A 20,779-nucleotide genomic window follows, 5' to 3' on the forward strand; every position below is an offset into this window, starting at 1 on the left:
ATCTGTAACATTTCATCGTTAGGGTGCTGAACGTCTCTCCGACTGGATAATATCATCTATCGATTCGAGCTCTATCCCCAACTGTTTGCACATTGTATCCACTTTCTTGATGACCTTTGCAGGGTACCATTTCCCGTCGACCTTGATGGCCTTTATCTTGCGCATCCCCTGGATGAAGTCATCAAGGGAGATGTCCTGCGTCCTGCCCAGGTTGGCTATCGAATCCATAGCTTCCACACCCATGGTCATGCTCAGGTGGTTCAGGAACAGCCAGGCTTCCATGGAGTAGATGCCCCGCATATAGCTGGCATTGAATTCCAGGGTGCAGTCGAAGGTCTTGAAGAACTGCTCGACAGCCTGCCTCTGCTTGTAGATGCAATACACCTGCTCGGGTGACAGCTCCAGCTGGTTTGTCCTTATCGAGATGGTCCCCATCTCCGTCTTGCCTGAAATCTCTTCGGAAAGCATGCAGGGCGCCATGGCTGCAAGCTCCTCGTCGGTGAGCCGTCCCTTGCCTTTTTCCCTGCGGCCAAGCTCCTTTCCCTTCCTCGCTTCCAATGTTGCATTCTTCTTTCCCAGCCCGGCGAGCATGCCCGCAGTCTCTTCGGCAAGGAGAGATGGATCGAGGAACAGGTGAACTGCGTACCCTTCACAGTCGATTCTCTTGGCAAGGATCGGCCTCTTGTGATAGATGAACCCATACTCGTAATCGAACTGGGAGTTGGGCACCTTCCCCCTCACCTCCAGGCTGCCCCTCTTGAGGGGCGTCATGTAATGCAGGAGGCTGCCGTCAACAAGGTCGAAGTTGTCTTCGCTGCCGAACCCCTTGTCAGCAATGAAGATACAGTCCTTCTCATCGATGCCGGCCTCCCTCAGCAAGGCTGAGAAGGCGGTGACATCGGGGATGTTCCCCGCAAACTGCATATAGTACTCGGGACGGCCCACTCCATCGCCAAGGGAGAAGATGTACAGAAGGTTGACCTGGTCCTTGTACCTGAGCTTCGAGTCATAGCCGACCTCGGCATTCTCGAGAGTTCGGGAGGCCGACAGCAGGCGATGCCCGTCGACCGTCATGAACCGGTTCGCATCCCTGGGCATGGAAAGCAGGAACTTCCTGATGTTGCCGCGGTCCTGGCCGAGGCGGTCGAGCAGTCTCGTAAGGCTTGCGGGGGATATGGGAAGGCCGGGGAAAATGGAAGACAGGATGCTCGTCTCATAGTGGGTGTGGCACCTCCGCAGCGTCCTGTCATAGGCAAGCCTCATGACGGCGACCGTAAATATCTCGCGCCAGACATCAGGGAAGAACTCCTTGAGCCTCTCGCGGATCAGGGCCCCCTTCTCATAGAAATACTGGGAGGCTCCAAGCTCGACAACCTCAATCTCACGGATATGGGAAAAGTCAATCCTCTTTCCGACAAGACCCTGTTCGGTGATTTTTCCCAGCATCTTGCCGGAGACCTTGGTTGACTTTCCGGTCTCGGGGTTGTATTTGGTGGCACGCTCGTAGAGGTACCAATGCCCGCTGATATGCTTGATCTCGGTGTTTTTCGGCTTGACGAAATTCCTGACAAAATCGGGTCTCTCATGCTTGATGTTCATGGCTTCTCCAGCACCCTATATTAGGGTGCTAAAATCATACCACAAGAATCTCAATACAGCAAGAGAAAACCATGCAGTAGGGACGAGAAATGATGATTTATTGGATATTTCAGGTATACAAGAATAGGGTTCTGCTCCCTAAGGATGAAACGTTACAGATAGATATAAAAAACCTTGCCGCTTTTGGACGAAAGAGTTGCTCCTCTACACTTAACATAGCTTGAAATTAGGCAGGATGCTCATCTTGCCAAGGAGAAGATTATGAGAAAAGCTATGTGCGTATTGGGCCTCGCTGCGCTGTTGTTGTATCCGGTGATGGCTCAGGGGAGCGTTGAGTCTGGCACTGATCCGTCGTTTGCATTTCCTGGATTCGGAGATGGAAAGTTGACTATTCAAGAGGTGTTCTTTGATGAATCAACCCAGGCAGACTGGAATATGGCCTCAGCGATTGTACAAGCAGTACAAAGACCCAGAATTCCCACCGATGTTGTGTTCACGGTTACCGATTTTGGAGCCGTTGCCGATGGAGTAAGCGATGCTCTTCCTGCAATCCAGAAGGCAATCGATACTGCAACTGCTGCCGGCGGTGGTAAGGTCGTTGTTCCTGCAGGCACCTATTTCTGCAAAGGTTCTGTAGAGCTAAAGAGCAATGTTGAGCTCAATCTGGCTGAGGGTTCCAAATTATTGTTTAGTCCCGAACCGTCGGATTTTCTCCCTGCTGTGAAAACCCGTTGGGAAGGTACTGAGTTGATGGGCTATTCTCCTATGGTCTATGCATACGGGCAGCATGATATTGCACTTACCGGTAAAGGTGTGATTGACGGGAATGCTGAGAGCGTGTTCCATACATGGAATAAATTGCAGAAGAATGATCAGTTGCAGCTTAGGGCTTATGGTGCTGAGGGAACACCGGTTGAACAACGCGTGTTTGCAGAGGGGACGTTCTTGAGACCTGCCTGTATCCAGATAAACTACTGTGATAGGGTTTTGTTGGAAGACTATACGGTAAACAACTCCCCATTCTGGATTAACCATGTGAACTGTTCCAACCATGTTCAGGTACGTGGGCTGACTGTTGAGTCCCACAATGCCAACAACGACGGTGTTGATGTTGAATCCTCGACCTATGTCATCGTGGAAGAAAACTACTTCCGTACCGGCGACGACTCTGTCGTAGTAAAGAGCGGTCGTGATTATGATGGCCGCAGTGTAGGCAAGCCCTCAAAGTACATCGTCGTCCGAAAGAACGACATGGGTGGAGAGGACGGTATTGCCCTTGGTTCTGAAATGTCCGGTGGTATTGCCTACGTTTTCTTTGATGACAACGTAATGCAGGATGGCGTTTCAGCAGTCCGCTTCAAGGCAAACCTTGACCGTGGAGCAACCTGCGAACATGTACGAGTCAGAAATATGAGAATTGCAAACTTTGAGAATTTTATTTGGTTCCAATTGAATTATCCTGGTGAGTTGGGTGGAAATTTCCCGACCATCTACAAGGATCTGGTATTCGAAGATATCACCATGGAAAGTACCAAAAATGTTTTTGAAGCTCATGCCCCGAAGGGATACCCCCTGCAGGATGTGATGCTGAGGAATGTCACAATCAAGAACGCCAGCAACCCAGTTTTCATGCTTGAGAATGTAAAGAATCTGGTACTCGACAATGTTGAGATCAATGACCAGCGGATGAATGGTACAATGAACTCGATCTAATACTCTCCCCTATCTATTTTTGGCCCGCTTCGCTTGAGTTGTGAAGTGGGCCTCTTTCTCGAAATAAGGAACGCATGCAATAATCTCATATGCGTTGATTTGCCTCCGCGTGCTGTTCTTGCTGCATCAAATTGAATTTTCAAATGTACAGGGCTTCTATCCGGCCTAATGATCATTGAAGTGACAACCGCGTATAAGCTTGTGTTGAAAAAGTACAGATGATAGTGTCAACAGAGCAGTGAAGAATTTGTATGTACTGCACCTTGGTTGCAGGAAGTGATCCCGAAAGGTGGTGGTTGCCGAAAGAAATGTACTTCTTGTTGAACCTGAAGTTTTGCCTTCAGGTTTTTATTGGAAAAATGAGCATGGATTTTGAGTTCTACTTACTTTCCTATGCTACGTTGCAAGGCTGTGCAAAAGATATCTTGAGGTCGCACACTGCGTATATTTCTCAACTCCTCTCAAACGGCCTCCTCAAACCTTTCATAATCAAAATCACCTGTCTCATCGATGCAGTCAAGGAATTCTCTTCTTCTTATTTTAAGGACCTTCAGCATGATGCTGCAGGCCTCTTCAATCTCTGTAGGTTGGTCAAAGGTTGCAACCACTGCAATCCGTTTGGGAAATCCGATGGAGAGGATTGCCCAATCCCTCAGGTTGTTTGTATTCCGATAATGGAACTCTACCTTGCCTTGGTGATGCGGTGACTGAGACCACTCCCCGGTAAGCAGGAAGTGCCATGTCCTCATCTACATACGTAGCAATAGTCATATGTACCTCTTATGCGTGTAATACGTGGCTGAGAACAGTGGCAATATTTTCTTTGACAATGGCGAAGAGAAGGCCTTTTTCCCCGGTTTTCCCATCCATATAGAGCTTTCTGTTGATCTCAATCATAATTGATAGCACTCGAGCCTCTTGAGAATAGTAGGGCAGCGGTACGATTGCTCCTGTAAATGGATGGTTGACAGCTACTGAATACCCCAGCTTTTGAAAAGTCTCTTTTAGTGTATCAAGCAACCACTGCTGAGTATGAAAAGAATCTGTGCCGATGCAGATGTCCAGCCTGTCCTTATCCTGGTTGAGTTCATAGGGCCATGGCCTGCTTGGAAAACTATGGCGGTCGATGATCAGGACTTGTCCAGCTTTGTTCAGCAATTCAGCAACAACTTCAGAAAATCGTCGGTGATGAGGCCGATAATATGTATCCAAGAGCTCGGCTCTCTTACTCTCATCCAGTTTGGCACGGAGGAATGTTTTCTATGAAGTTGCCGTATAGATGACACCAATCCTGACAGCTGCCATCGGTTTCTTCTCATCTTCCTCAAACCGCTCGGGATCAACCACGAGCCGGAGCCGGCCAATGAGTGAAGGCCTTTGACATCGGTTGCCAACGCAAAAATTTCATCGATTACACTTTGTACATGCGTAGCAGCAAGACCTCACTCGATAGCAAAGGGTTCAACTTCCTGATAGTTTTTATCGAAGGCAATGCAGAGTTCTTTGGTTGTCTGGTAATCCATGGAGCAATTGTAACCGGATGGGAAGCTGGAAGGAAAAAAATGTATATCGCTATAGATTTGATTTCTGCCGGAACACTATTAAAAGGGACAGTCCATCTTGGTGCCTATGATGGCGTTGTCGGTGGTGCATTAATCAAGACACTATTGCCCGCAGGTCATAGGTGCGGTTTGGCGAGAAGATATGCATTTCCCTTGTAATTGTGTAAAGTTTAGCGTAAAGTAAGGGTAGGGAGTACGTCATGGCTACAATTAAACAAGAACTTCCGAACGGACCTTTGTCAGTGGTTCTCTTCCAGATGCAGTATGCGCCAATACTGAATATTGAAAGCTACATTCCTGCAATACAAGATTATTGTCGAAAAGCCGGTTTCCCGCAGATTACAAAAATGCGGGGTGATATGCTGAAAATTGGCCAAAACGGAGAGGTTGAGAAAACTATTGTAGTGCAATGGGTGTTCGCTTCGGCTGATTATCAAAGAACACTGTTTATTGATACAGAGAAACTTACCTTTCAAGTGTTTGATTTGGCCGATTATTCATTCGAGGAATTGCTTGCTACCTTCATGCAGCTCATGAACAAGATTGATGAACTTGTCGATTTTTCCTTGATCAATAGATTGGGTCTTCGATTCATTAATACCATTGACGAGAAGCCTGAGTTGACCTGGCGAGCTGCGATCAAGCCGGAATTCCAAGGATGTCCATTCCCGGATGATGTACATTGGGCGGATAATGGATTGTTGACCTGGGCTCTCCAAAGGAGGGTAAGGCTTCCTGAAGTGAAAATGACAAGCAACTTACTTGTACGAATATACCAGAATGCTGCTGGGAGAAAGTATCCAGAAGATATTATTCGCGATCCTCGCGGAGTAATAGATAATGTCTCTTCAGGGTCTTTGGTTACCTATGTCGATTTAGACCATTTCATAGTGTTTCAAAATGGTAATAAGGAAGCGATTATGCCAAAGAGCAAAGAGGTTTTTATTGCTTTGCACACAGTGATTGAGAATGTTTTTTTCGCTTCTCTTATTACAGAGGAGGCTAAGCAATTATGGTCATGACAACCGTCGATGCAACACAGACTACCTGTATAGGATTTGCACCTTTATGGTCCTATAGAAATGTAAGTAATTGTAGCAGCTTGAATGTTCAAGTTATTTATTTTTCTGGAGATTCAAATAAGCTGGTAGATGAAGATTTTATACAACAAACCTTTATGGCCGGTACTGCATATAAGATGATTCCAAATACGTACTGGATTTTTTCTCAAAATACTTCTACGGATGCTGTCAGGGTACCTAGAGCCAAACAGAAGTCAGTTGTTACTGATATATATGAACAATTCAAGCATCTCCATCGGTTCTTCCAGTTCAGAAAGACTGAATGGGCTCAAATATTCGGAGTCAGCCGTGTTACCATCTACGGGTGGTTGAATAGGACGATGGAGCCAACAGGTGCGAATAAAAAGCGGATTGAGCAATTGTTCCAACTAGTATGCGAAATTTCTGATATATCTTCTGAGGATACTGTCCAGTTGTATTTACATCATCACATCGAAAAGCTGAATGCCTCTTTGTTTGAAGTGATTTCCTCTCCAGATGCTTTTGTTGAACAACGTAGTTCCATTATCCGGGTCTTGGAAGAGTTGCTGGATCGATCTCGCAGGAAAAAGGAAGAACTAGACAGGCTGGCTGCAACAAAGAAGGCTTCGGAAGAAACATTCGCCTATAATCTTGATCAGCTTTTTTCCTAGAAGAGAAGGGATAATGGGTGTGGTAGAGACAATACAACAACGGATACAAAAACTGGGTTGGAAGCAAGGACAAGTATTTGATGGTGCACTAAAAGATGTGCTGGTAAGCCATGCTACTGAGCAGTTCTCTTGGGTAAAAGAAGCAGACGCATGTATTCTGTTCAGCCAAGATTGTGATTTGCAACATCATTCTCTTGAGAATGAACCGTTTGTTGAATTTCTTTGCGCACAATCTATTGAAGCTTGCGATATTAATTTTAGGTATGGGAAAAATCCTCGTAGATTGCATGTGGAAGACAGAGATGGCACTTGTTTTCATGTACAAATGGCCCATCGAATACGTATCCTTCGGGATCTGATTGACGAAAGCTTTCCAGTTACTGATAAGGAGCTTACCAAGGAATCTTTGTCAACGCTGGTTTCTTGGTTGTCCAAACGGTACAGCCGACCTGCCTTTCCGGATCTCTTTAATACCTATCTTTCAAAGAATAAAAAACTCGACAACAAGCTTGCGGAACTTAATAAATCTTTCCCTTCGATCAAACGCTTTTTCTTCAAACTCGATCCTTTTTCAGAAATACCGCCCACTGATGTATACAACTTGGAAATACGTATTCTTCTGCAGGGCAGTTCATTTGACGCTGATCTTGGACTGGATAAGAAAGAGTACATTGAGAGAGTTGTAGAGGAACTCTTTTCTGGTCCTCATATAAGGATCAAGGATGTGTGCTGTTCATATGAAAATGAGATAACACTATTTGAGCTTTCCTACTACAAAATCTGGGATAAGGAATATCTGAGTAGCCGTTATGGCTTCGTTCAATAATTGATGACTCTTGAACACCATTGAGTACTCCACCTATTCTGCCTGTTCTTTGTGTGAGGTGAAAAGCATGGGAAAACAGCCTCCCATTTATTGTTTACATGACTTTTCTGTATGGCCAAGCCAACAGCTATAGTGTATGCGCCCTGCTTACTGCTGGTAAGATCAGCAACGATTGATTTAATGCGGGTTTTTGGACCAACATACAGTGCCATCTGAGTTGGGAAAAGTTTGTACGTTCCGCATCTTGGTTGTAGGAAGTATTGCCAAAAGAGACGTCCATCTTTTTTGACCTGAAGCTTTGTCTTCAGGTTTTTCAACCAACGAAATCATTGAATAGTATAAGCGCGGTTAGTTGAAAAAGGGACCCGGGCTTCGGCCAGAGCTCACCTCCTTCTCCCATGGGAACAGCAGTATCAATTGGCACAAGAAAACGGGGGTGGTTGTTCCCAACTTTTCCTGTTAATTCTTGTGCAGTGAATGTATAATCAATGTACATGAGCGTAAAAGGATCCTTTCGATGTTTCATACTATAAAGAAAATCTGTATTGTCTTTCTTGTTCTAGCCACCTGTTGTCTTGTTGGATGCGGCGGCCAAAAAAAGAATCTCTCCCACATAGAAGAAGATGACGGGATTATTGTAGGTTTTTCGCAGATCGGTGCGGAGAGCGCCTGGAGAACGTGCAACACCCGCTCTGTGCAGGATGCTGCAGCTGCACAAGGGGTGCAGCTGGTGTATGACAATGCTGAACAGAAACAAGAAAATCAGATAAAAGCATTGCGCTCCTTTATCGCCTATCAGGTTGATGTGATCGTATTTGTCCCGATTGTCACCGATGGCTGGGACAATGTCCTGCAGGAAGCCCGCGATGCCGGGATTCCAGTCCTGGTCACCGATCGGAAGATACATGTTGACGACCAATCGCTCTATGCAGGATTCATCGGCACAGACAGCCTGAGGGAGGGCAGGAATGCCGGATTGTTTGTCTTGAACAAGTTCAAAAACAAAAGCGAACTGCTCAACGAAACCAAAGAGTATATCAATATCGTGGAGCTGTTCGGGACGGAAGGCTCTTCGGTAGCCATTGGAAGGGCTGAAGGCTTCAGGGAAGTTCTTAAGTCTCATCCACAGTACCGGATCATCTACAGCAAGTCAGGTGATTTCCTTCGCTCGAAGGGATACGAATTGGCTGTTGAATTTCTTGATATGTATGATGACATCGATGTCATCTACTCCCACAACGACGGGATGACCCTCGGGGTCATCGAGGCGATGGAAGAGCGAGGGCTTCGTCCCGGCAAGGATATTGTCATCATCACCATCGATGCACAGCAGGCAGCAATCGATGCGCTTCGCGAAGGCAAGGTGAACTGCGTCATCGAGTGCAACCCCAAAACCGGTCCCGAAATCATCAAGCTTGCTCAGAAATTGGCAGCCGGGGAGCCAATTCCGCGACTGCAATATGTACATGAAGAAGTGTTTTATGAAACCGATGACCTATCGCTCATAGAGCCGCGCGGGTATTAGTATGAAGCATCAGACCTCGGTCATTGATAAAATTTTCTCTGTGTTTAAAAGCAGAAGCATAAAAGAAAGGATAAAGATTTCGTATGTGATCATCATCCTACTGATGATAACACCTCCTGTTATCACGATTGTTTCGTTTGTTGTCCAAATGGGTCGCTACGACCTCATCATAACCAATGTCAGCAAGGCAAACCGTCTGAATCAGACGGTAAAGATGGATATCTCCAACGAGATCTGGGATATCGTCGCTGGAAACAAGAAGTTCGATGAAGGCAGGCAGTACGACATTATTGACGGGATCAACGAAAGCCTGAATGACATCATGAGGACGACCGAGGAGCGGGAGAACCGGCAGATGCTTGAGGTTGCCGGTCGTGCGGTCGATACGCTGAAGCGCAACGTAGACCGGTTGGGAACTCAGATGGCGAACCATGCTCCGGTGAGTGAAAATGAGGAAAGCCTTGATGAAATCCGGGGGGTATCGGCCCTCATCTCCGACATCCTTCAGGACTTCATCGTACGGGTTATTGAGTCGGCGACGATAACAAACGAGCACCACAGGCAAATTACGTTCGTCCTTACCGTCATCCAGATTTTTACCGTACTGTTTGTCACCATCTTCGCCATCTTTACCCAGCGTTCGGTGACAGCCAGCATCAACAATCCCATCAAAAGGCTCGAGAACCTTTCAAAAAGGATTGCAGAGGGAGATTTCTCTGTCAGGGTGAAACTTCCTCAGGTAAGCGAGCTTGACGGCCTTACTGAAAACCTGAACATCATGGCGGTCAAAATCCAAGAATTAATCGCAGAGAATGTCAAAGAGCAGCAAAACCTTCAGAAATCGGAGATGAAAGCCCTTCAAGCCCAGATCACCCCGCATTTTCTCTACAACACATTCGATACAATCGTCTGGCTTGCCGAAGAGAAGAAGAATGATCAGGTCATCGACATCACCCGTGCATTTTCAAGCTTCTTTAGAATATCCCTGAACAAGGGCAAGGATTTCTTGACTGTCAGCGAGGAGTTTGAACATGTGAAAAGCTATCTGACCATTCAGAAAATCAGATACCGCGACATCCTGGATTATGAGATTGAGTACCAGAGCGAGATGGCGGACTGCCAAATATTGAAACTGGTGCTCCAGCCTCTTGTTGAAAACGCATTGTACCACGGGATCAAGAATAAACGGGGTCGCGGATTACTGCAGGTGAAGGGATGGCGTGAGAACAATCGCCTGCATTTCTCCGTGCAAGACAACGGAATTGGAATGACGGAAGAAAAGCTTGCGAACATCATGAAACAAATCAACGGTTCGGCCGATCCCGAGGATTTGAACAATGTCTATGGACTGTATAATGTCAACAAAAGGCTGGAGCTGTATTATGATACCAGCACGAAGCTGGTGATCACAAGTCAGTATAAAGCGGGTACTACGGTATATTTCAGCGTACCAGAGGTTTTATCCAATGTATAAGGTGTTCATTGCAGAAGATGAGATAGTAGTACGGGAAGGGCTGCGCAACAGCATACAGTCGGGATCAGGGCCGTTTGTCCTGGTTGGCGAAGCTTCGGACGGCGAGATGGCCTTGTCGATCATGAAGGATGTGAAACCCGACATCCTGATCACCGATATCAGGATGCCGTTTGTCGATGGGCTCAGCCTCTCCCGGATTATCAAGAAAATTCTTCCCTGGATAAAAATTATCATCATCTCAGGCCATGATGAATTTCAGTACGCTCAAGAGGCCATATCGATCGGTGTTGACGAATACATTCTCAAGCCTGTTTCCGCCTCTGGCATGCTGGCGATCCTCAACAAGCTGGTGGATAGGATTGAACAGGAGAAAATGCATCTTTCAAGCATAGAGAACCTGAAACAACAGGCCCGGTCCAATTCGGACCTGATCAGGGAACGCTGGCTGTGCGACCTGGTGACCGGTATTGTCAGGACGGAGGATGCGCTTGAGAAAGCCGGGGATATGGGGCTCGATCTCATCGCCCATGGGTATCTTGTTGCAATCATCAAGCTGTCCATCTCCACCGAGAACTATGCTGAAATGATTACCGCCAAGCTCCACATCAACAGCCTGATCGACAACCAGGAAGAGGTGTTGTGCTTCTCGCAAAGCAGGGACTCCATCATCCTGTTGATGATGCAGCTTGAAGGCGAATCGCTCGAAGAGACCGCGTATACCTTGGGCCAGGCGATCAAGTATGAGGTTGAACGTAATACCGGCTGTATGGTGGCTATCGGTATTGGTTCGTTGGTCGAGCGAATCGGAAGCCTGTCCCAATCATATGCCGATGCGGAAAAAGCGATAAAATTTACCGTTAAATCGGGCCAGAACCTGATAATCGGAATACATGACCTGAACGCATCCTCCGAAATAGATTTCTTGAAACTGGACGGAAGCCCTATCGCGGAACGGCTCAAATATGTGAAGAAGTCGGGCATTCATGAGATCATCGCCCAGTATATGACCATGATAGGCGATGATCCTTTTCAGACCACGCTCATAAGCTATTACCTTTTGTATGATCTTATGGTGGCTATATCAAGGATCATCGATGAGTTGGGTGGTGTTGTGCAGGAAGTCATCCCATGGTCGTCCAATAAGACACAGCTGACCGAGATAGCCGCCTCGAAAGAGACCTTCTGTGACGGGGTGAAACTAATTTTGGATACGTTCATTGATTTCAGGGAATTGAAGTCGGCGGGGAAGTACTATGAAATGATTCAGAAGGCAAAGCAGTACATAAACCTCCATTTTGCCGACCAGGATATTTCCCTGCACTCAGTGGCGTCGATCGTCTCTGTGAGTCCAAACCATTTCAGTACCATCTTTTCCCAGGAAACCGGTGAAACCTTTATAGAATACCTTACCCGGGTCCGTATCAATAAGTCGAAGGAACTCTTGCAGACGACAGCGCTCAGAAGCGCAGACATCGCCTACGATGTAGGATTTGGAGATCCCCACTATTTCAGTTACATTTTCAAGAAGCATACAGGCATTTCCCCCCGGGAGTTCAGAACCGGAAGCAAATGCCTGAATTGAAGAAGCGTCTCTGAGCGCCTACGTTTGGTCTTGGGATTGTTTCTTGTCCGGTAGTCGCAGCCAAGGCGGCAGGGTAAGGCCGATCTTTTTCCTGTCACGCAGGGCCATGATGATGCTCTGAAGCACGATGAAGAAATACAAGAGCAGTCCGCTTACCATCGCTTGGAAGTTTGATTGAACGCCCGCAGCACGGATCAGCTCGTTGATGATCAGCAGCGTCAACGTACCGATCGGGGCTCCAAGCAGGTTGCCTACGCCGCCGTTGAGCAGCGTGCCTCCTATGATGGCCGAGGCTATCGCCTTCATTTCGGCTCCTGCCGCATTTCCGACATTGCCCGCCCCTGTTGTCATGATGTACACGAACCCCGCGATGCCGGCTGTCAAACCACTGATTACATAGGTGATGAATATTGTTCGCTTTACGTTGATGCCGAGCATCATGGCGCTATGACTATTGCCACCGACGGCGTAGACGTTGCGCCCAAACCGCGACCACTTCATCAAGGAAGCAAGGATGACAAGAAGGATCACCACAAGTATGGTGCCGGGTTTTATCTCACACGGGATGAAGACTCCCAGCCTGTTTCTCGTCCCAAGCCAGGTGATTACAATGTCAAAATCCCTCAACCTCACGAATGCAGGCATGGTCACATTGATGGGATCCTTGTGAAGTGTTGTCAACAGTCCCTGTGCCAGGAACAACCCGGACAAGGTGATGATGAATGGTTGGATTTCAAGATAGGCTATGAGATATCCATGCAGGATTCCGAACGCAATGCCTATGCCCAACGAGATGAGGATGGCGCCTGCAATACTCCCGGATTCGGACTGGAGATAGACTGCACAGGCCATGGTTATCAAGCCGCAAACCGAACCGATGGAGATGTCGATGCCGCCGCCGATCATGACGATGCAAAGCCCGAGTGTCATGATGATGAGCGGAGCATTGAGGTTGAACAAGTCAAAAAACGTCTGGAACTGCAGGAAACTGGCCGGATACCTGATGATTGCAAAGATGTACATCAGTACAAATATGACTGCAGCGATGAGAAAGAGGATATTCGAATTCGATAACCTTGTTTTTGGTTTGATTGCGTTTACCGATGCCATCCTATTCCTCCTTCTTCCCGGCTCTGCCGGCGGGCTCATTGGTTGCATACAGCGGCGCCCCGCCCTTGGCTTGGCTTGCAGGAGTTCTCCAAGCCCGTACCTTGTCCATGGTTTTTTTGATATGCACCCTGACAACCGGTGATGCAACCACCATGAGAATGATTATGAAGATTGCCTTGAAGACCTTGATCATCGCGGGTTCTATCTCCAGCCTGAGCAGGGTCCTGTTGAGCATCTCAATCGTGTACGCTCCGATTATCGAACCGGTAATGCTGAACTTTCCACCACCCAGCGAGTTTCCGCCTATTGCCACGGCAAGGATGGCATCCATCATGATCAGCTTGAGCAAGTTGACGCTGTCGTGGCGCCCCGCCTTGTTCACTGCGATGAATCCTGCAACCGCGCTGCAGAATCCCATGATCAGGAATGTCACAAAGATGACTTTTTTCGGATTGATGCCATTCAGGCGTGCCGCATTCGGGTTGATCCCCACACTCTCTACATAGAGCCTGAGCGTTGTAGTCTTGAATACTACGGCAACAAGTGCGATGAAGACAGCCGTCAGGATGATCGGAGTCTGTATCGGGAAGCCCGGTATTACCGTACCGATTTTATTCGATATGTCGTTGGCCAGGATGGGGGACAGTTTCCCGTCGATCATGAAGGCTATGGACCGGCCTCCGGTAAAGAGTATGAGCGATGCAACCATCGGTTGCACCTTGAATATCGAAACCAGGGTGCCGTTGAATGCGCCGAGGGCCAAGCCTGCTACACAGCTGAGGAGGAAGCCGACCACAATGGTAAGTAGCGTGACTTCGCCGGCTTGCAGGACATACATGACGAATACAGCCGATGTGATGGTGGCGCTTTCCCCGATGCTGATGTCCTGTCCCCGTGAGGCTGCAGTCACCAATGTCATGCCTATGGACAGGATGACCAGCTCGGAGGCCCCGAACAGGATATTCGGGATATTCCCGTAGAAAGCTCCGTTCACCATGGTGATTCGGAAATAATCGGCGCCCTTTATCAGGTTGATGATGATCAGCAGCGTCATAACCGAAAGGGGAAGAAACAGGTGGGAAAAGTTCTTGATCAATTTGCGCATACGGTCTTTCCTCCCTGTGCTATCACCCTCATCACTTCGTTCTCCGTCAACTCCGATCCCTTGAGTTCTCCTATGATCTCGCGGTCTTTCATGACTATCAAGCGGGAACAGGTTCTCAGCATCTCATCAATTTCTGAAGAGATGAAGGTCAAGCTCATTCCTTCAGCAGCGAGCTTGATCACGAGTTTCTGAATCTCGACCTTGGTGCCGACATCGATTCCACGGGTGGGTTCATCCAGGATCAGGTACTCCGGGTGGGTGAGCAGCCACCGGGCAAGGATGACTTTCTGCTGGTTCCCACCGGAGAGCGATCTGATCGGCGTGTTGGGAGTCGGAGTCTTGATGTTCAATTTCTCGATATACTCTTCTGCAAATGCCTGTGCCTGTTTCATTGAGAAGGGTTTGAAAAATCCTTTCAGGACCTGCAGGGTCAAAACGATGTTGTCCCGTACCGACAGGTCTGCGATGATCCCATCGTCTTTGCGGTCTTCAGGCAGATATCCTATTCCATGTTGTATGGCATGCAGGGGTGTTTTGATCCTTACTTGTTTGCCTTTCATTTTTACTTCACCGCCGGTTACCTTGTCTGCTGCGAAAATGGCGCGGGCGCTTTCACTGCGTCCGGAGCCGAGCAGCCCGGCAAATCCGTTCACTTCACCTTTTTGTATGGAGAAGTTGAAGGGTCTTACTCCTTTGGCACTTGAAAGGCCAATACATTCAAAGACAGGGACGGTGGAGTCGGTTGCAACCGGCTCATGTTTCTTTAATTTGGTGATGTCCTCCAGCTCATTGCCCAGCATCTTTGCGATGAGGTCGAATTGGGAGAGCGAGGATGTTTCATATTCACCGACCAGCTTCCCGTTGCGTAGCACGGTAATCCTGTCGCTGATTTCGTATACCTGTTCGAGAAAGTGGGTTATGAAGATGATTCCCACGCCACGCTCTTTCAGCTCACGCATGAGGGCGAAGAGTTTCTGTACTTCGTCCTCATCAAGAGAAGACGTTGGCTCGTCGAGTATGAGGATCTTGCAGTCCATATCGACGGCACGGGCAATCGCAATCATCTGCTGTACTGCAAGCGAGCAGCTTGAAAGCTCCTGGGTCGGGCTTGCTGGAATACCCAGCGACCCAAGCAGCTGTACCGCATCCGCGTTCATCTGCTTCCAGTTCACCAGCGCTCCGCATCTGCGTCCGATATACATGTTCTCAGCCACAGTCAAATTGGGGCAGAGCATTATTTCCTGATAGACGGTACCTATCCCCTTGTTTTGCGCTTCTTCCGGCGCCTTGAAGTGGATGGGCTCGCCCTGCAAGGTGATGATGCCGGCGTCTTTTTCGTAGACTCCGGTAATGACTTTTATCAGTGTGGATTTGCCCGCCCCGTTTTCGCCCATGAGAGCATGAATCTCACCCTTTCGGAGCTTGAAGTCCACGCCATCCAGAGCTTTGACGCCAGGAAATGATTTGCTGATATCCGTCATTTCGAGTATGGTTTCTGACAACAATCAAAGGTCTCCTTAATACGCATACGGAACAAGCGAAGTGCGGTGTGGTATGCAGAACCAAATCCGCACACCACACTGCACACATTTCGTTGTTGTGACTGAAAACCTACCTGGTGATTACACCCTTGCCTGGATCTGCGTTGATCCCCCATTTGTCGATGAGTTCATCGGTGATGGTTTCGGTAGTCAAGAGCAATTCTTCCTGATAGACAATTCCACTAGGCATACTGCCGCTCTTGATCCACTTGGAGATCTCGGCTGCCTGGCGAGGATTGCACTGCATGTCGGCATCCCAGTAACCGGCCTGCACGTTCCGAAGAGCAAATCGGTTGAAGTCAAATCCGATGACCTTGACCTTGCCGCCCTTTCCGTGGGTGATGCCGGCTGCTTCGAGAGCCTGGACGGCACCTTGTGCCATACCATCATTCTGTGCGTAGATGACGTTGAAATCCTTGCCTGCAGCAATTGCTGCTTCAACAACCTTGCGGGCTTCTTCAAGACTCCAGCTGTCTCCACCTGTTCCATCGGCAACGATGTTGAGCTTGCCTGCTTTTGCGGCTTCGAGTACGGCTGCACTTCGGCCGATTTCAGCTGCAGAACCCATCTGTCCGCGGATGAGAATCAGGTTGATCTCGGGAAGACCAAGGCTCAACACCCATTCCACTGCTTTCTTGCCTTCATAGGCCATGTCGGAGAGCAGGGCAGCCTGGTAATTGGATTTGTCCGTGTCGATTGCGCGGTCAAAGAGAATTACTTTTATGCCGGCATCTTTTGCGGATTTGAGGGTGTCGTCCCATCCTGAAGCGTTTGCTGCTGAGATCAAGAGGTAGTCCACTCCGTCACGGATGTAGCCTTTCGCTGCAGCAATCTGCTCGCTGTTGTCCATGGTGTTGGTCTGCTTTGCGTCATAGCCGTTGGCTTTTGAAAACACTGTGTTCATGTCTTCAACGTTAGCCTGCCGATATCCGGATTCTTCCGGCGGCAGGTTCACAATACCCACCTTGATGAGGCCGGACTCTTTCTGACCTTGGGCGAACAGCACGCCTGAACCCAACAGTAATAGAATCATCAAAATACCTAGAGCTTTTTTCATGTTCTCCTCCTTTTTAGGGAATCATAAAAATTTGGATAGTTGTTTTGCGGCAACGCCGCATCTTCCATGAAAAGCCTAAGGCCTGCTATGTCAGAAGTACATGAGCTATTCTCTTGAGTTTGGTATGATATTTTCCTTGTAAAAACCAAATTCCAAGAAAGGAAGAAAAATGTTTGTTATCTTATGAAAAAGGTACGTTTTCTTACGATATCAGCAAAGACATCGTACAAATCGTAAAATAGGTGCAGGGGGGGTAAAAGAAAGGGCTGGGTTTGCTTGGCTTCCTGGGGGTGTAATGCCTCGGTGGCCTCTGGAAGGAAAATCACTCAACAAGTTGACTGATTTTCCGGCTTGTATGCATGGGATGGCCCACCTTGGCTTCAGTAAGAGGTCTACAAGGTGGTGCTTGCAGTTAGAAAGGTTTTCAGCCAAAGAAATCTCTGATTTTCTTATGAATATCAGTTCCTGGAGAAATTCTGGGTTGTGTCGGTACCGATGATCAGGGGTGTGCATTGAACAGGAAGGTGAGTATCACAACATCCAAAATGGCATGGACCGCCCATGCGAAGAGGAATCCCTTGGTTTCCAGGCTTGATTTTGTGAGAAAAAATCCGATGTATGCTACCAGGACAGCACCAAGCGTCCATTTCGGAGCAATGCCCCAATAATGGACAAAGCCGAAGACAAGGGAACCCAGGGCCATTGCCCAAGTGGGTGAGAGCCCGGCGTTTTCTGTTGATGTAACGTATGATAGGCGAAAGACCACCTCCTCGGTGAATGCATTTACGGCTGCCATAGGCAAAACCATGATGAGGTTGGGCCAAAGCTTGAAGGAATATCCTGATGCGGATGTTTGGAAATAGAGTACCAAGCCGGTGACGGCCGCCATGATGAGGCCGATGGTCCATCCAGTCGTTTCCCAGCGCTCTTCTTTTCTCAAGCCGGGAAGAAGCTGAGCACGAGAGCACTAGTAGAAAGAAAAAGGGGAGGGGGGACAAACGTCAAGGGGCATATTGGGTGATTCGGTAGGATGGATACCGGGCAAGTTACTCTTTCGATTTATCGGGGGCTTCTTCTTGTTTTCTATCCCTGATCTCCTTGAAATTTATTGTTGGAATAAATATTGGATTGATCCCTGAATGAAGTGTGATATTGGTCACAGTCTCACGGAGATAAGGAAATACAAGCGCTGGCGCATTAATACTCAGGAACTCATCCAGTGAAATGGGCATTTCATCTTTTTCAGTAATATCAAACAATCCTATCATGCAACAGGTTAAAGTAACCTCTTTCTTTGTTGTTTCCGATAACTCAAGTTTCAAGTTAACCTGGGCTGTTTTCTTATCTTCATCAACTGATGATCCGATTTGGACCTTGAAGGAATATTTAAGCGGAGTCGATACTTCCGGCGCTCTTTGGAAGCTGAGCTCTGTAATAAAAATGTTCTTTATGGGTATACCCATTTTACACTCCTTGACTTTTTGGTTAGTCAGTAACCTCAACACCTAAACAAACATCCCTCAAAATGAGGAATGTCTGCATAGCTGTCGATTACGCCGGATACAACATCAGATACCGCAAAACTACAAGTATATACTTCATTCTTGTCTTTGAATTCAAACGAAGGAACCATATCCAATACCATGGAAATCTCACAGAGTTTATCCAATGTAAGGTTTCTGTCTCCATTGAGTATCTGGGAAATATTGGAAGGAGATGTTTCAAGAGCTCTTGCAAGATCAGCCTTGTTAAACTCCTTCAAATTCATTGCATCAAGAATTCTCTTGGAAACCTCATTTCGGAACATTCTTTTCCGAATTCTTGGGTTATCCATGTAATTCTTTGCAATTTCTGTAAACCTCTGGATGCCTCCCATCTTCTTTTCTCCTTGTTAACTCTTTCTCTCTTTTTTATATAACTTATATTGAGCTCTAGCTTTTCGGAGGTCCTCCTTCCTCCATTGCTGGTCTTTCTTCCAAAGACCGTATATCAGTATCAATGTCCGATTTCTGTCCCAGATGCTTGCAAATCTTAATTGATCTCCTCCCTTAACTTCCCAAAAGTCCTCTTCACCCATCGGCTTGAACTTCTTTTTATGGATATTATCAGGAAAAAATCGGTCAATAAAATCAAAACTTGCCATTAAGTCTTCAAGGCTATTCTCTGCTTCTGGGCCTTCCAACCCATCAAAGAACCTGTATACAGCTGTTTTGTTAGCTTCATCACCCCAAAGCAACACGCTAACTCCATGCACTTTTCCTTCATGCAATGAAGTATAGCCTTTGGGTGGAATCGCTTTTTGCATCTGGATTCCTTGTTAATATATATATTAACTTTATGAAGAAAGTCAAGGAAATATGCATTGTAAAGGTGCATATTCGTTGCCGTACGGTTTATACATAATCAAAGATGTTAACAAGTATGAAGTATGCTTATGTAAAGAATGTCCACTGTCAACAGATAATATATGGCTTACAGTAATGGTTTGCAAGCTTTTTATTGTTGTCTCCTTTTCCAGAGTACATACTGCCCCAAGACTGGAAGATTCTGAAGTTTTTCCTTCCATTGCAGGGGAAAAGTAACCGGAAATCATTGACCAAGGTATATCGTGCAGGTGAGAGCAGCTCAAAGGTACACAAGATTGCTGATACACGTATTATATAAACCAAGAACTAGAACATTTCATGGCAACCATCACATTTTTTCCTCGTTCCATGCATTGCAACGTCTCTCGCTGTTTTACTTACCAGACAGCAACATACACAAGAGCTGCAACAAATACAGCAACATGTAGGTATGTGGGCAATATTGACAGGCGTTTCCAAAGCGGGCTATATATGTAATTGGTACAGTTAGCTATCAGCATATGACGTGTTGCAGCAATGGTGCAACAAGGGATACTTGCGAATGAAACTACAACACTACGTCCTTGCGGTAGGCCCATCCCTATTGCTTGCTGGGGTTTGTCTTCTCATCCCCTTGCTTGCAACCATCATCCCGACATTCTTCACCCCGTCCTTCAGCCTGTCGTCATACATAGACTTCTTTTCAGACTCCTTTTTCAGAACCATCTTCTACCGTTCACTCAGGCTCTCCTTGCTCACCACGCTCATCACCATCATCATCGGCCTGCCTACCTCGTATTATATCAGCCTCCGAAAAGAAAAGACCCGACGCCTCTTGCTCTCCCTGATCATGTTTCCCCTGCTGACCAATGCAGTGGTACGCGGCTTTGCTTGGATCAGCATCCTTGGACGCAATGGAATCATAAACCAGTTCTTCCTCAGCCTTGGCATCATAGACGAGCCACTCAAGCTTCTCTATACCGACTTTGCCATTGTCATCGGCAGCGTGTACCTCTTTCTCCCCGTTATGATTTCCACCCTTACTTCCGTTATGGTGGGAATCGGGGAAGAAGTACTTGAGGCCTCCTACAGCCTTGGGTGCTCCCCCTCAAAAACCTTCTTCAAGATCATCATTCCCCTCTCGTTTTCCGGTCTCCTCATAGCATCCGTCTTGGTGTTCTCAGGAACCATCAGTGCATATACCACCCCGACACTGCTCGGTGGAAACCAGAACATGATGCTCGCATCCCTTCTCTACCAACAATCGAATACTCTCTCCAATTGGTCGACTTCGGCGGTAATAGCTTTCATCATGATTGTGGTCAGTATGGGTGTGATGAAACTCTTCAACCTGCTGGCAGGCAAAGTAGACCGACGAGGAGAAAAGGATGTATAAACACCGATTCGTCACCCTCATAGCCATACTGACACTGCTCTTCATTTTTCTTCCTCTTGTACTGATCATTGTCACCTCCTTCAACAGTGCGAATACCATCTCTCTTCCGTTGCAAGGATTCAGTCTCCAATGGTTTACCAAGGTGTTCAAATCACGGGCATTGGTACAAAGCTTTAAATACAACTTTCCCAACGAGTGAGACTATACGTGCTTGATTTTGGGAGGCCTGC

The 20,779-nt window shown here is 47.3% G+C and carries 21 protein-coding genes; 10 read left to right on the forward strand and 11 right to left on the reverse strand.

The window, feature by feature from the left end:
* Window positions 1-18: 18 nt before the first annotated feature.
* The gene (locus tag B3K89_RS01350; RefSeq protein ID WP_345906958.1) at window positions 19-1,599 is read right to left on the reverse strand and encodes an IS1634 family transposase; all 1,581 of its coding nucleotides are present in this window, start codon (window positions 1,597-1,599) and stop codon (window positions 19-21) included.
* A gap of 261 nt (window positions 1,600-1,860) precedes the next feature.
* On the opposite strand from B3K89_RS01350, the gene B3K89_RS01355 reads away from it, so the two are divergent.
* Window positions 1,861-3,312, forward strand: a complete 1,452-nt coding sequence (locus B3K89_RS01355) for a glycoside hydrolase family 28 protein (RefSeq protein WP_345906959.1) — start codon at window positions 1,861-1,863, stop codon at window positions 3,310-3,312.
* A 461-nt stretch (window positions 3,313-3,773) separates the two neighbouring features.
* Here B3K89_RS01355 and B3K89_RS01360 read toward each other — a convergent pair whose 3' ends face one another.
* Window positions 3,774-4,061: a hypothetical protein gene (locus B3K89_RS01360; RefSeq protein WP_345906960.1), complete on the reverse strand. Its 288-nt coding sequence runs from the start codon at window positions 4,059-4,061 to the stop codon at window positions 3,774-3,776.
* A 31-nt stretch (window positions 4,062-4,092) separates the two neighbouring features.
* On the reverse strand, window positions 4,093-4,551 hold the full coding sequence (locus B3K89_RS01365; RefSeq protein WP_345906967.1) for an N-formylglutamate amidohydrolase: 459 nt from the start codon (window positions 4,549-4,551) through the stop codon (window positions 4,093-4,095).
* 185 nt (window positions 4,552-4,736) lie between these two features.
* Between B3K89_RS01365 and B3K89_RS01370 the strand changes: the two genes are divergently transcribed.
* The 7 genes from B3K89_RS01370 to B3K89_RS01400 all read left to right on the forward strand — a co-directional run bounded on the left by B3K89_RS01370 (window position 4,737) and on the right by B3K89_RS01400 (window position 11,995).
* A complete protein-coding gene (locus B3K89_RS01370) occupies window positions 4,737-5,033 on the forward strand; it encodes a hypothetical protein (protein WP_298504620.1) in 297 nt (98 codons plus the stop codon).
* Window positions 5,034-5,074: 41 nt separating this feature from the next.
* On the forward strand, window positions 5,075-5,896 hold the full coding sequence (locus B3K89_RS01375; protein ID WP_293890836.1) for a TIGR04255 family protein: 822 nt from the start codon (window positions 5,075-5,077) through the stop codon (window positions 5,894-5,896).
* Window positions 5,887-6,588, forward strand: a complete 702-nt coding sequence (locus B3K89_RS01380; RefSeq protein WP_293890839.1) for a hypothetical protein — start codon at window positions 5,887-5,889, stop codon at window positions 6,586-6,588. The genes B3K89_RS01375 and B3K89_RS01380 overlap by 10 nt, the downstream gene beginning before the upstream one ends.
* 13 nt (window positions 6,589-6,601) lie before the next feature.
* Entirely contained in the window at window positions 6,602-7,414 is an 813-nt protein-coding gene (locus B3K89_RS01385; protein WP_293890842.1) for a hypothetical protein, read from the forward strand.
* 517 nt (window positions 7,415-7,931) lie between these two features.
* A complete protein-coding gene (locus B3K89_RS01390; protein ID WP_293890845.1) occupies window positions 7,932-8,939 on the forward strand; it encodes an ABC transporter substrate-binding protein in 1,008 nt (335 codons plus the stop codon).
* A gap of 103 nt (window positions 8,940-9,042) precedes the next feature.
* Window positions 9,043-10,413: a sensor histidine kinase gene (locus B3K89_RS01395; protein WP_293890848.1), complete on the forward strand. Its 1,371-nt coding sequence runs from the start codon at window positions 9,043-9,045 to the stop codon at window positions 10,411-10,413.
* Window positions 10,406-11,995 (forward strand): response regulator, encoded by a 1,590-nt coding sequence (locus B3K89_RS01400; RefSeq protein ID WP_293890851.1) that lies wholly within the window; start codon window positions 10,406-10,408, stop codon window positions 11,993-11,995. Before B3K89_RS01395 ends, B3K89_RS01400 begins: the two co-directional genes overlap by 8 nt.
* A gap of 18 nt (window positions 11,996-12,013) precedes the next feature.
* Here B3K89_RS01400 and B3K89_RS01405 read toward each other — a convergent pair whose 3' ends face one another.
* The 8 genes from B3K89_RS01405 to B3K89_RS01440 all read right to left on the reverse strand — a co-directional run bounded on the left by B3K89_RS01405 (window position 12,014) and on the right by B3K89_RS01440 (window position 19,113).
* On the reverse strand, window positions 12,014-13,105 hold the full coding sequence (locus B3K89_RS01405) for an ABC transporter permease (protein WP_345906961.1): 1,092 nt from the start codon (window positions 13,103-13,105) through the stop codon (window positions 12,014-12,016).
* Window position 13,106: 1 nt separating this feature from the next.
* Window positions 13,107-14,210, reverse strand: a complete 1,104-nt coding sequence (locus B3K89_RS01410; protein ID WP_293890857.1) for an ABC transporter permease — start codon at window positions 14,208-14,210, stop codon at window positions 13,107-13,109.
* Window positions 14,198-15,715 (reverse strand): sugar ABC transporter ATP-binding protein, encoded by a 1,518-nt coding sequence (locus tag B3K89_RS01415; protein WP_293890860.1) that lies wholly within the window; start codon window positions 15,713-15,715, stop codon window positions 14,198-14,200. The genes B3K89_RS01410 and B3K89_RS01415 overlap by 13 nt, the downstream gene beginning before the upstream one ends.
* Before the next feature lie 106 nt (window positions 15,716-15,821).
* Window positions 15,822-16,808: a substrate-binding domain-containing protein gene (locus tag B3K89_RS01420; protein ID WP_293890863.1), complete on the reverse strand. Its 987-nt coding sequence runs from the start codon at window positions 16,806-16,808 to the stop codon at window positions 15,822-15,824.
* A gap of 499 nt (window positions 16,809-17,307) precedes the next feature.
* Complete coding sequence (locus B3K89_RS01425; protein WP_345906962.1) at window positions 17,308-17,748, reverse strand: CPBP family intramembrane glutamic endopeptidase; 441 nt, start codon at window positions 17,746-17,748, stop codon at window positions 17,308-17,310.
* Between the two features lie 106 nt (window positions 17,749-17,854).
* Entirely contained in the window at window positions 17,855-18,271 is a 417-nt protein-coding gene (locus B3K89_RS01430; protein ID WP_293890869.1) for a protein-export chaperone SecB, read from the reverse strand.
* Window positions 18,272-18,306: 35 nt separating this feature from the next.
* Window positions 18,307-18,684, reverse strand: coding sequence for a helix-turn-helix transcriptional regulator (locus tag B3K89_RS01435; protein WP_345906963.1), 378 nt, complete (start codon window positions 18,682-18,684; stop codon window positions 18,307-18,309).
* 15 nt (window positions 18,685-18,699) lie between these two features.
* Entirely contained in the window at window positions 18,700-19,113 is a 414-nt protein-coding gene (locus B3K89_RS01440; RefSeq protein WP_345906964.1) for a hypothetical protein, read from the reverse strand.
* Between the two features lie 602 nt (window positions 19,114-19,715).
* Here B3K89_RS01440 and B3K89_RS01445 point away from each other — a divergent pair.
* Both B3K89_RS01445 and B3K89_RS01450 read left to right on the forward strand, forming a co-directional pair.
* Complete coding sequence (locus B3K89_RS01445) at window positions 19,716-20,549, forward strand: ABC transporter permease (RefSeq protein ID WP_345906965.1); 834 nt, start codon at window positions 19,716-19,718, stop codon at window positions 20,547-20,549.
* The gene (locus tag B3K89_RS01450; RefSeq protein ID WP_345906966.1) at window positions 20,542-20,748 is read left to right on the forward strand and encodes a hypothetical protein; all 207 of its coding nucleotides are present in this window, start codon (window positions 20,542-20,544) and stop codon (window positions 20,746-20,748) included. Before B3K89_RS01445 ends, B3K89_RS01450 begins: the two co-directional genes overlap by 8 nt.
* The last annotated feature ends 31 nt before the right edge of the window (window positions 20,749-20,779 follow it).

This window comes from Sphaerochaeta sp. UBA5849 (assembly GCA_002432715.1).
GTDB lineage: Bacteria > Spirochaetota > Spirochaetia > Sphaerochaetales > Sphaerochaetaceae > Sphaerochaeta.

Bases quoted from the DNA above. Each gene is read 5' to 3' on its own strand.
- B3K89_RS01350 (WP_345906958.1), bottom strand. From the start codon at position 1,599: ATGAACATCAAGCATGAGAGACCCGATTTTGTCAGGAATTTCGTCAAG.
- B3K89_RS01355 (WP_345906959.1), top strand. From the start codon at position 1,861: ATGAGAAAAGCTATGTGCGTATTGGGCCTCGCTGCGCTGTTGTTGTAT.
- B3K89_RS01360 (WP_345906960.1), bottom strand. From the start codon at position 4,061: ATGAGGACATGGCACTTCCTGCTTACCGGGGAGTGGTCTCAGTCACCG.
- B3K89_RS01370 (WP_298504620.1), top strand. From the start codon at position 4,737: ATGCGTAGCAGCAAGACCTCACTCGATAGCAAAGGGTTCAACTTCCTG.
- B3K89_RS01375 (WP_293890836.1), top strand. From the start codon at position 5,075: ATGGCTACAATTAAACAAGAACTTCCGAACGGACCTTTGTCAGTGGTT.
- B3K89_RS01380 (WP_293890839.1), top strand. From the start codon at position 5,887: ATGGTCATGACAACCGTCGATGCAACACAGACTACCTGTATAGGATTT.
- B3K89_RS01385 (WP_293890842.1), top strand. From the start codon at position 6,602: ATGGGTGTGGTAGAGACAATACAACAACGGATACAAAAACTGGGTTGG.
- B3K89_RS01390 (WP_293890845.1), top strand. From the start codon at position 7,932: ATGTTTCATACTATAAAGAAAATCTGTATTGTCTTTCTTGTTCTAGCC.
- B3K89_RS01395 (WP_293890848.1), top strand. From the start codon at position 9,043: ATGATAACACCTCCTGTTATCACGATTGTTTCGTTTGTTGTCCAAATG.
- B3K89_RS01400 (WP_293890851.1), top strand. From the start codon at position 10,406: ATGTATAAGGTGTTCATTGCAGAAGATGAGATAGTAGTACGGGAAGGG.
- B3K89_RS01405 (WP_345906961.1), bottom strand. From the start codon at position 13,105: ATGGCATCGGTAAACGCAATCAAACCAAAAACAAGGTTATCGAATTCG.
- B3K89_RS01410 (WP_293890857.1), bottom strand. From the start codon at position 14,210: ATGCGCAAATTGATCAAGAACTTTTCCCACCTGTTTCTTCCCCTTTCG.
- B3K89_RS01420 (WP_293890863.1), bottom strand. From the start codon at position 16,808: ATGAAAAAAGCTCTAGGTATTTTGATGATTCTATTACTGTTGGGTTCA.
- B3K89_RS01430 (WP_293890869.1), bottom strand. From the start codon at position 18,271: ATGGGTATACCCATAAAGAACATTTTTATTACAGAGCTCAGCTTCCAA.
- B3K89_RS01435 (WP_345906963.1), bottom strand. From the start codon at position 18,684: ATGGGAGGCATCCAGAGGTTTACAGAAATTGCAAAGAATTACATGGAT.
- B3K89_RS01440 (WP_345906964.1), bottom strand. From the start codon at position 19,113: ATGCAAAAAGCGATTCCACCCAAAGGCTATACTTCATTGCATGAAGGA.
- B3K89_RS01445 (WP_345906965.1), top strand. From the start codon at position 19,716: ATGAAACTACAACACTACGTCCTTGCGGTAGGCCCATCCCTATTGCTT.
- B3K89_RS01450 (WP_345906966.1), top strand. From the start codon at position 20,542: ATGTATAAACACCGATTCGTCACCCTCATAGCCATACTGACACTGCTC.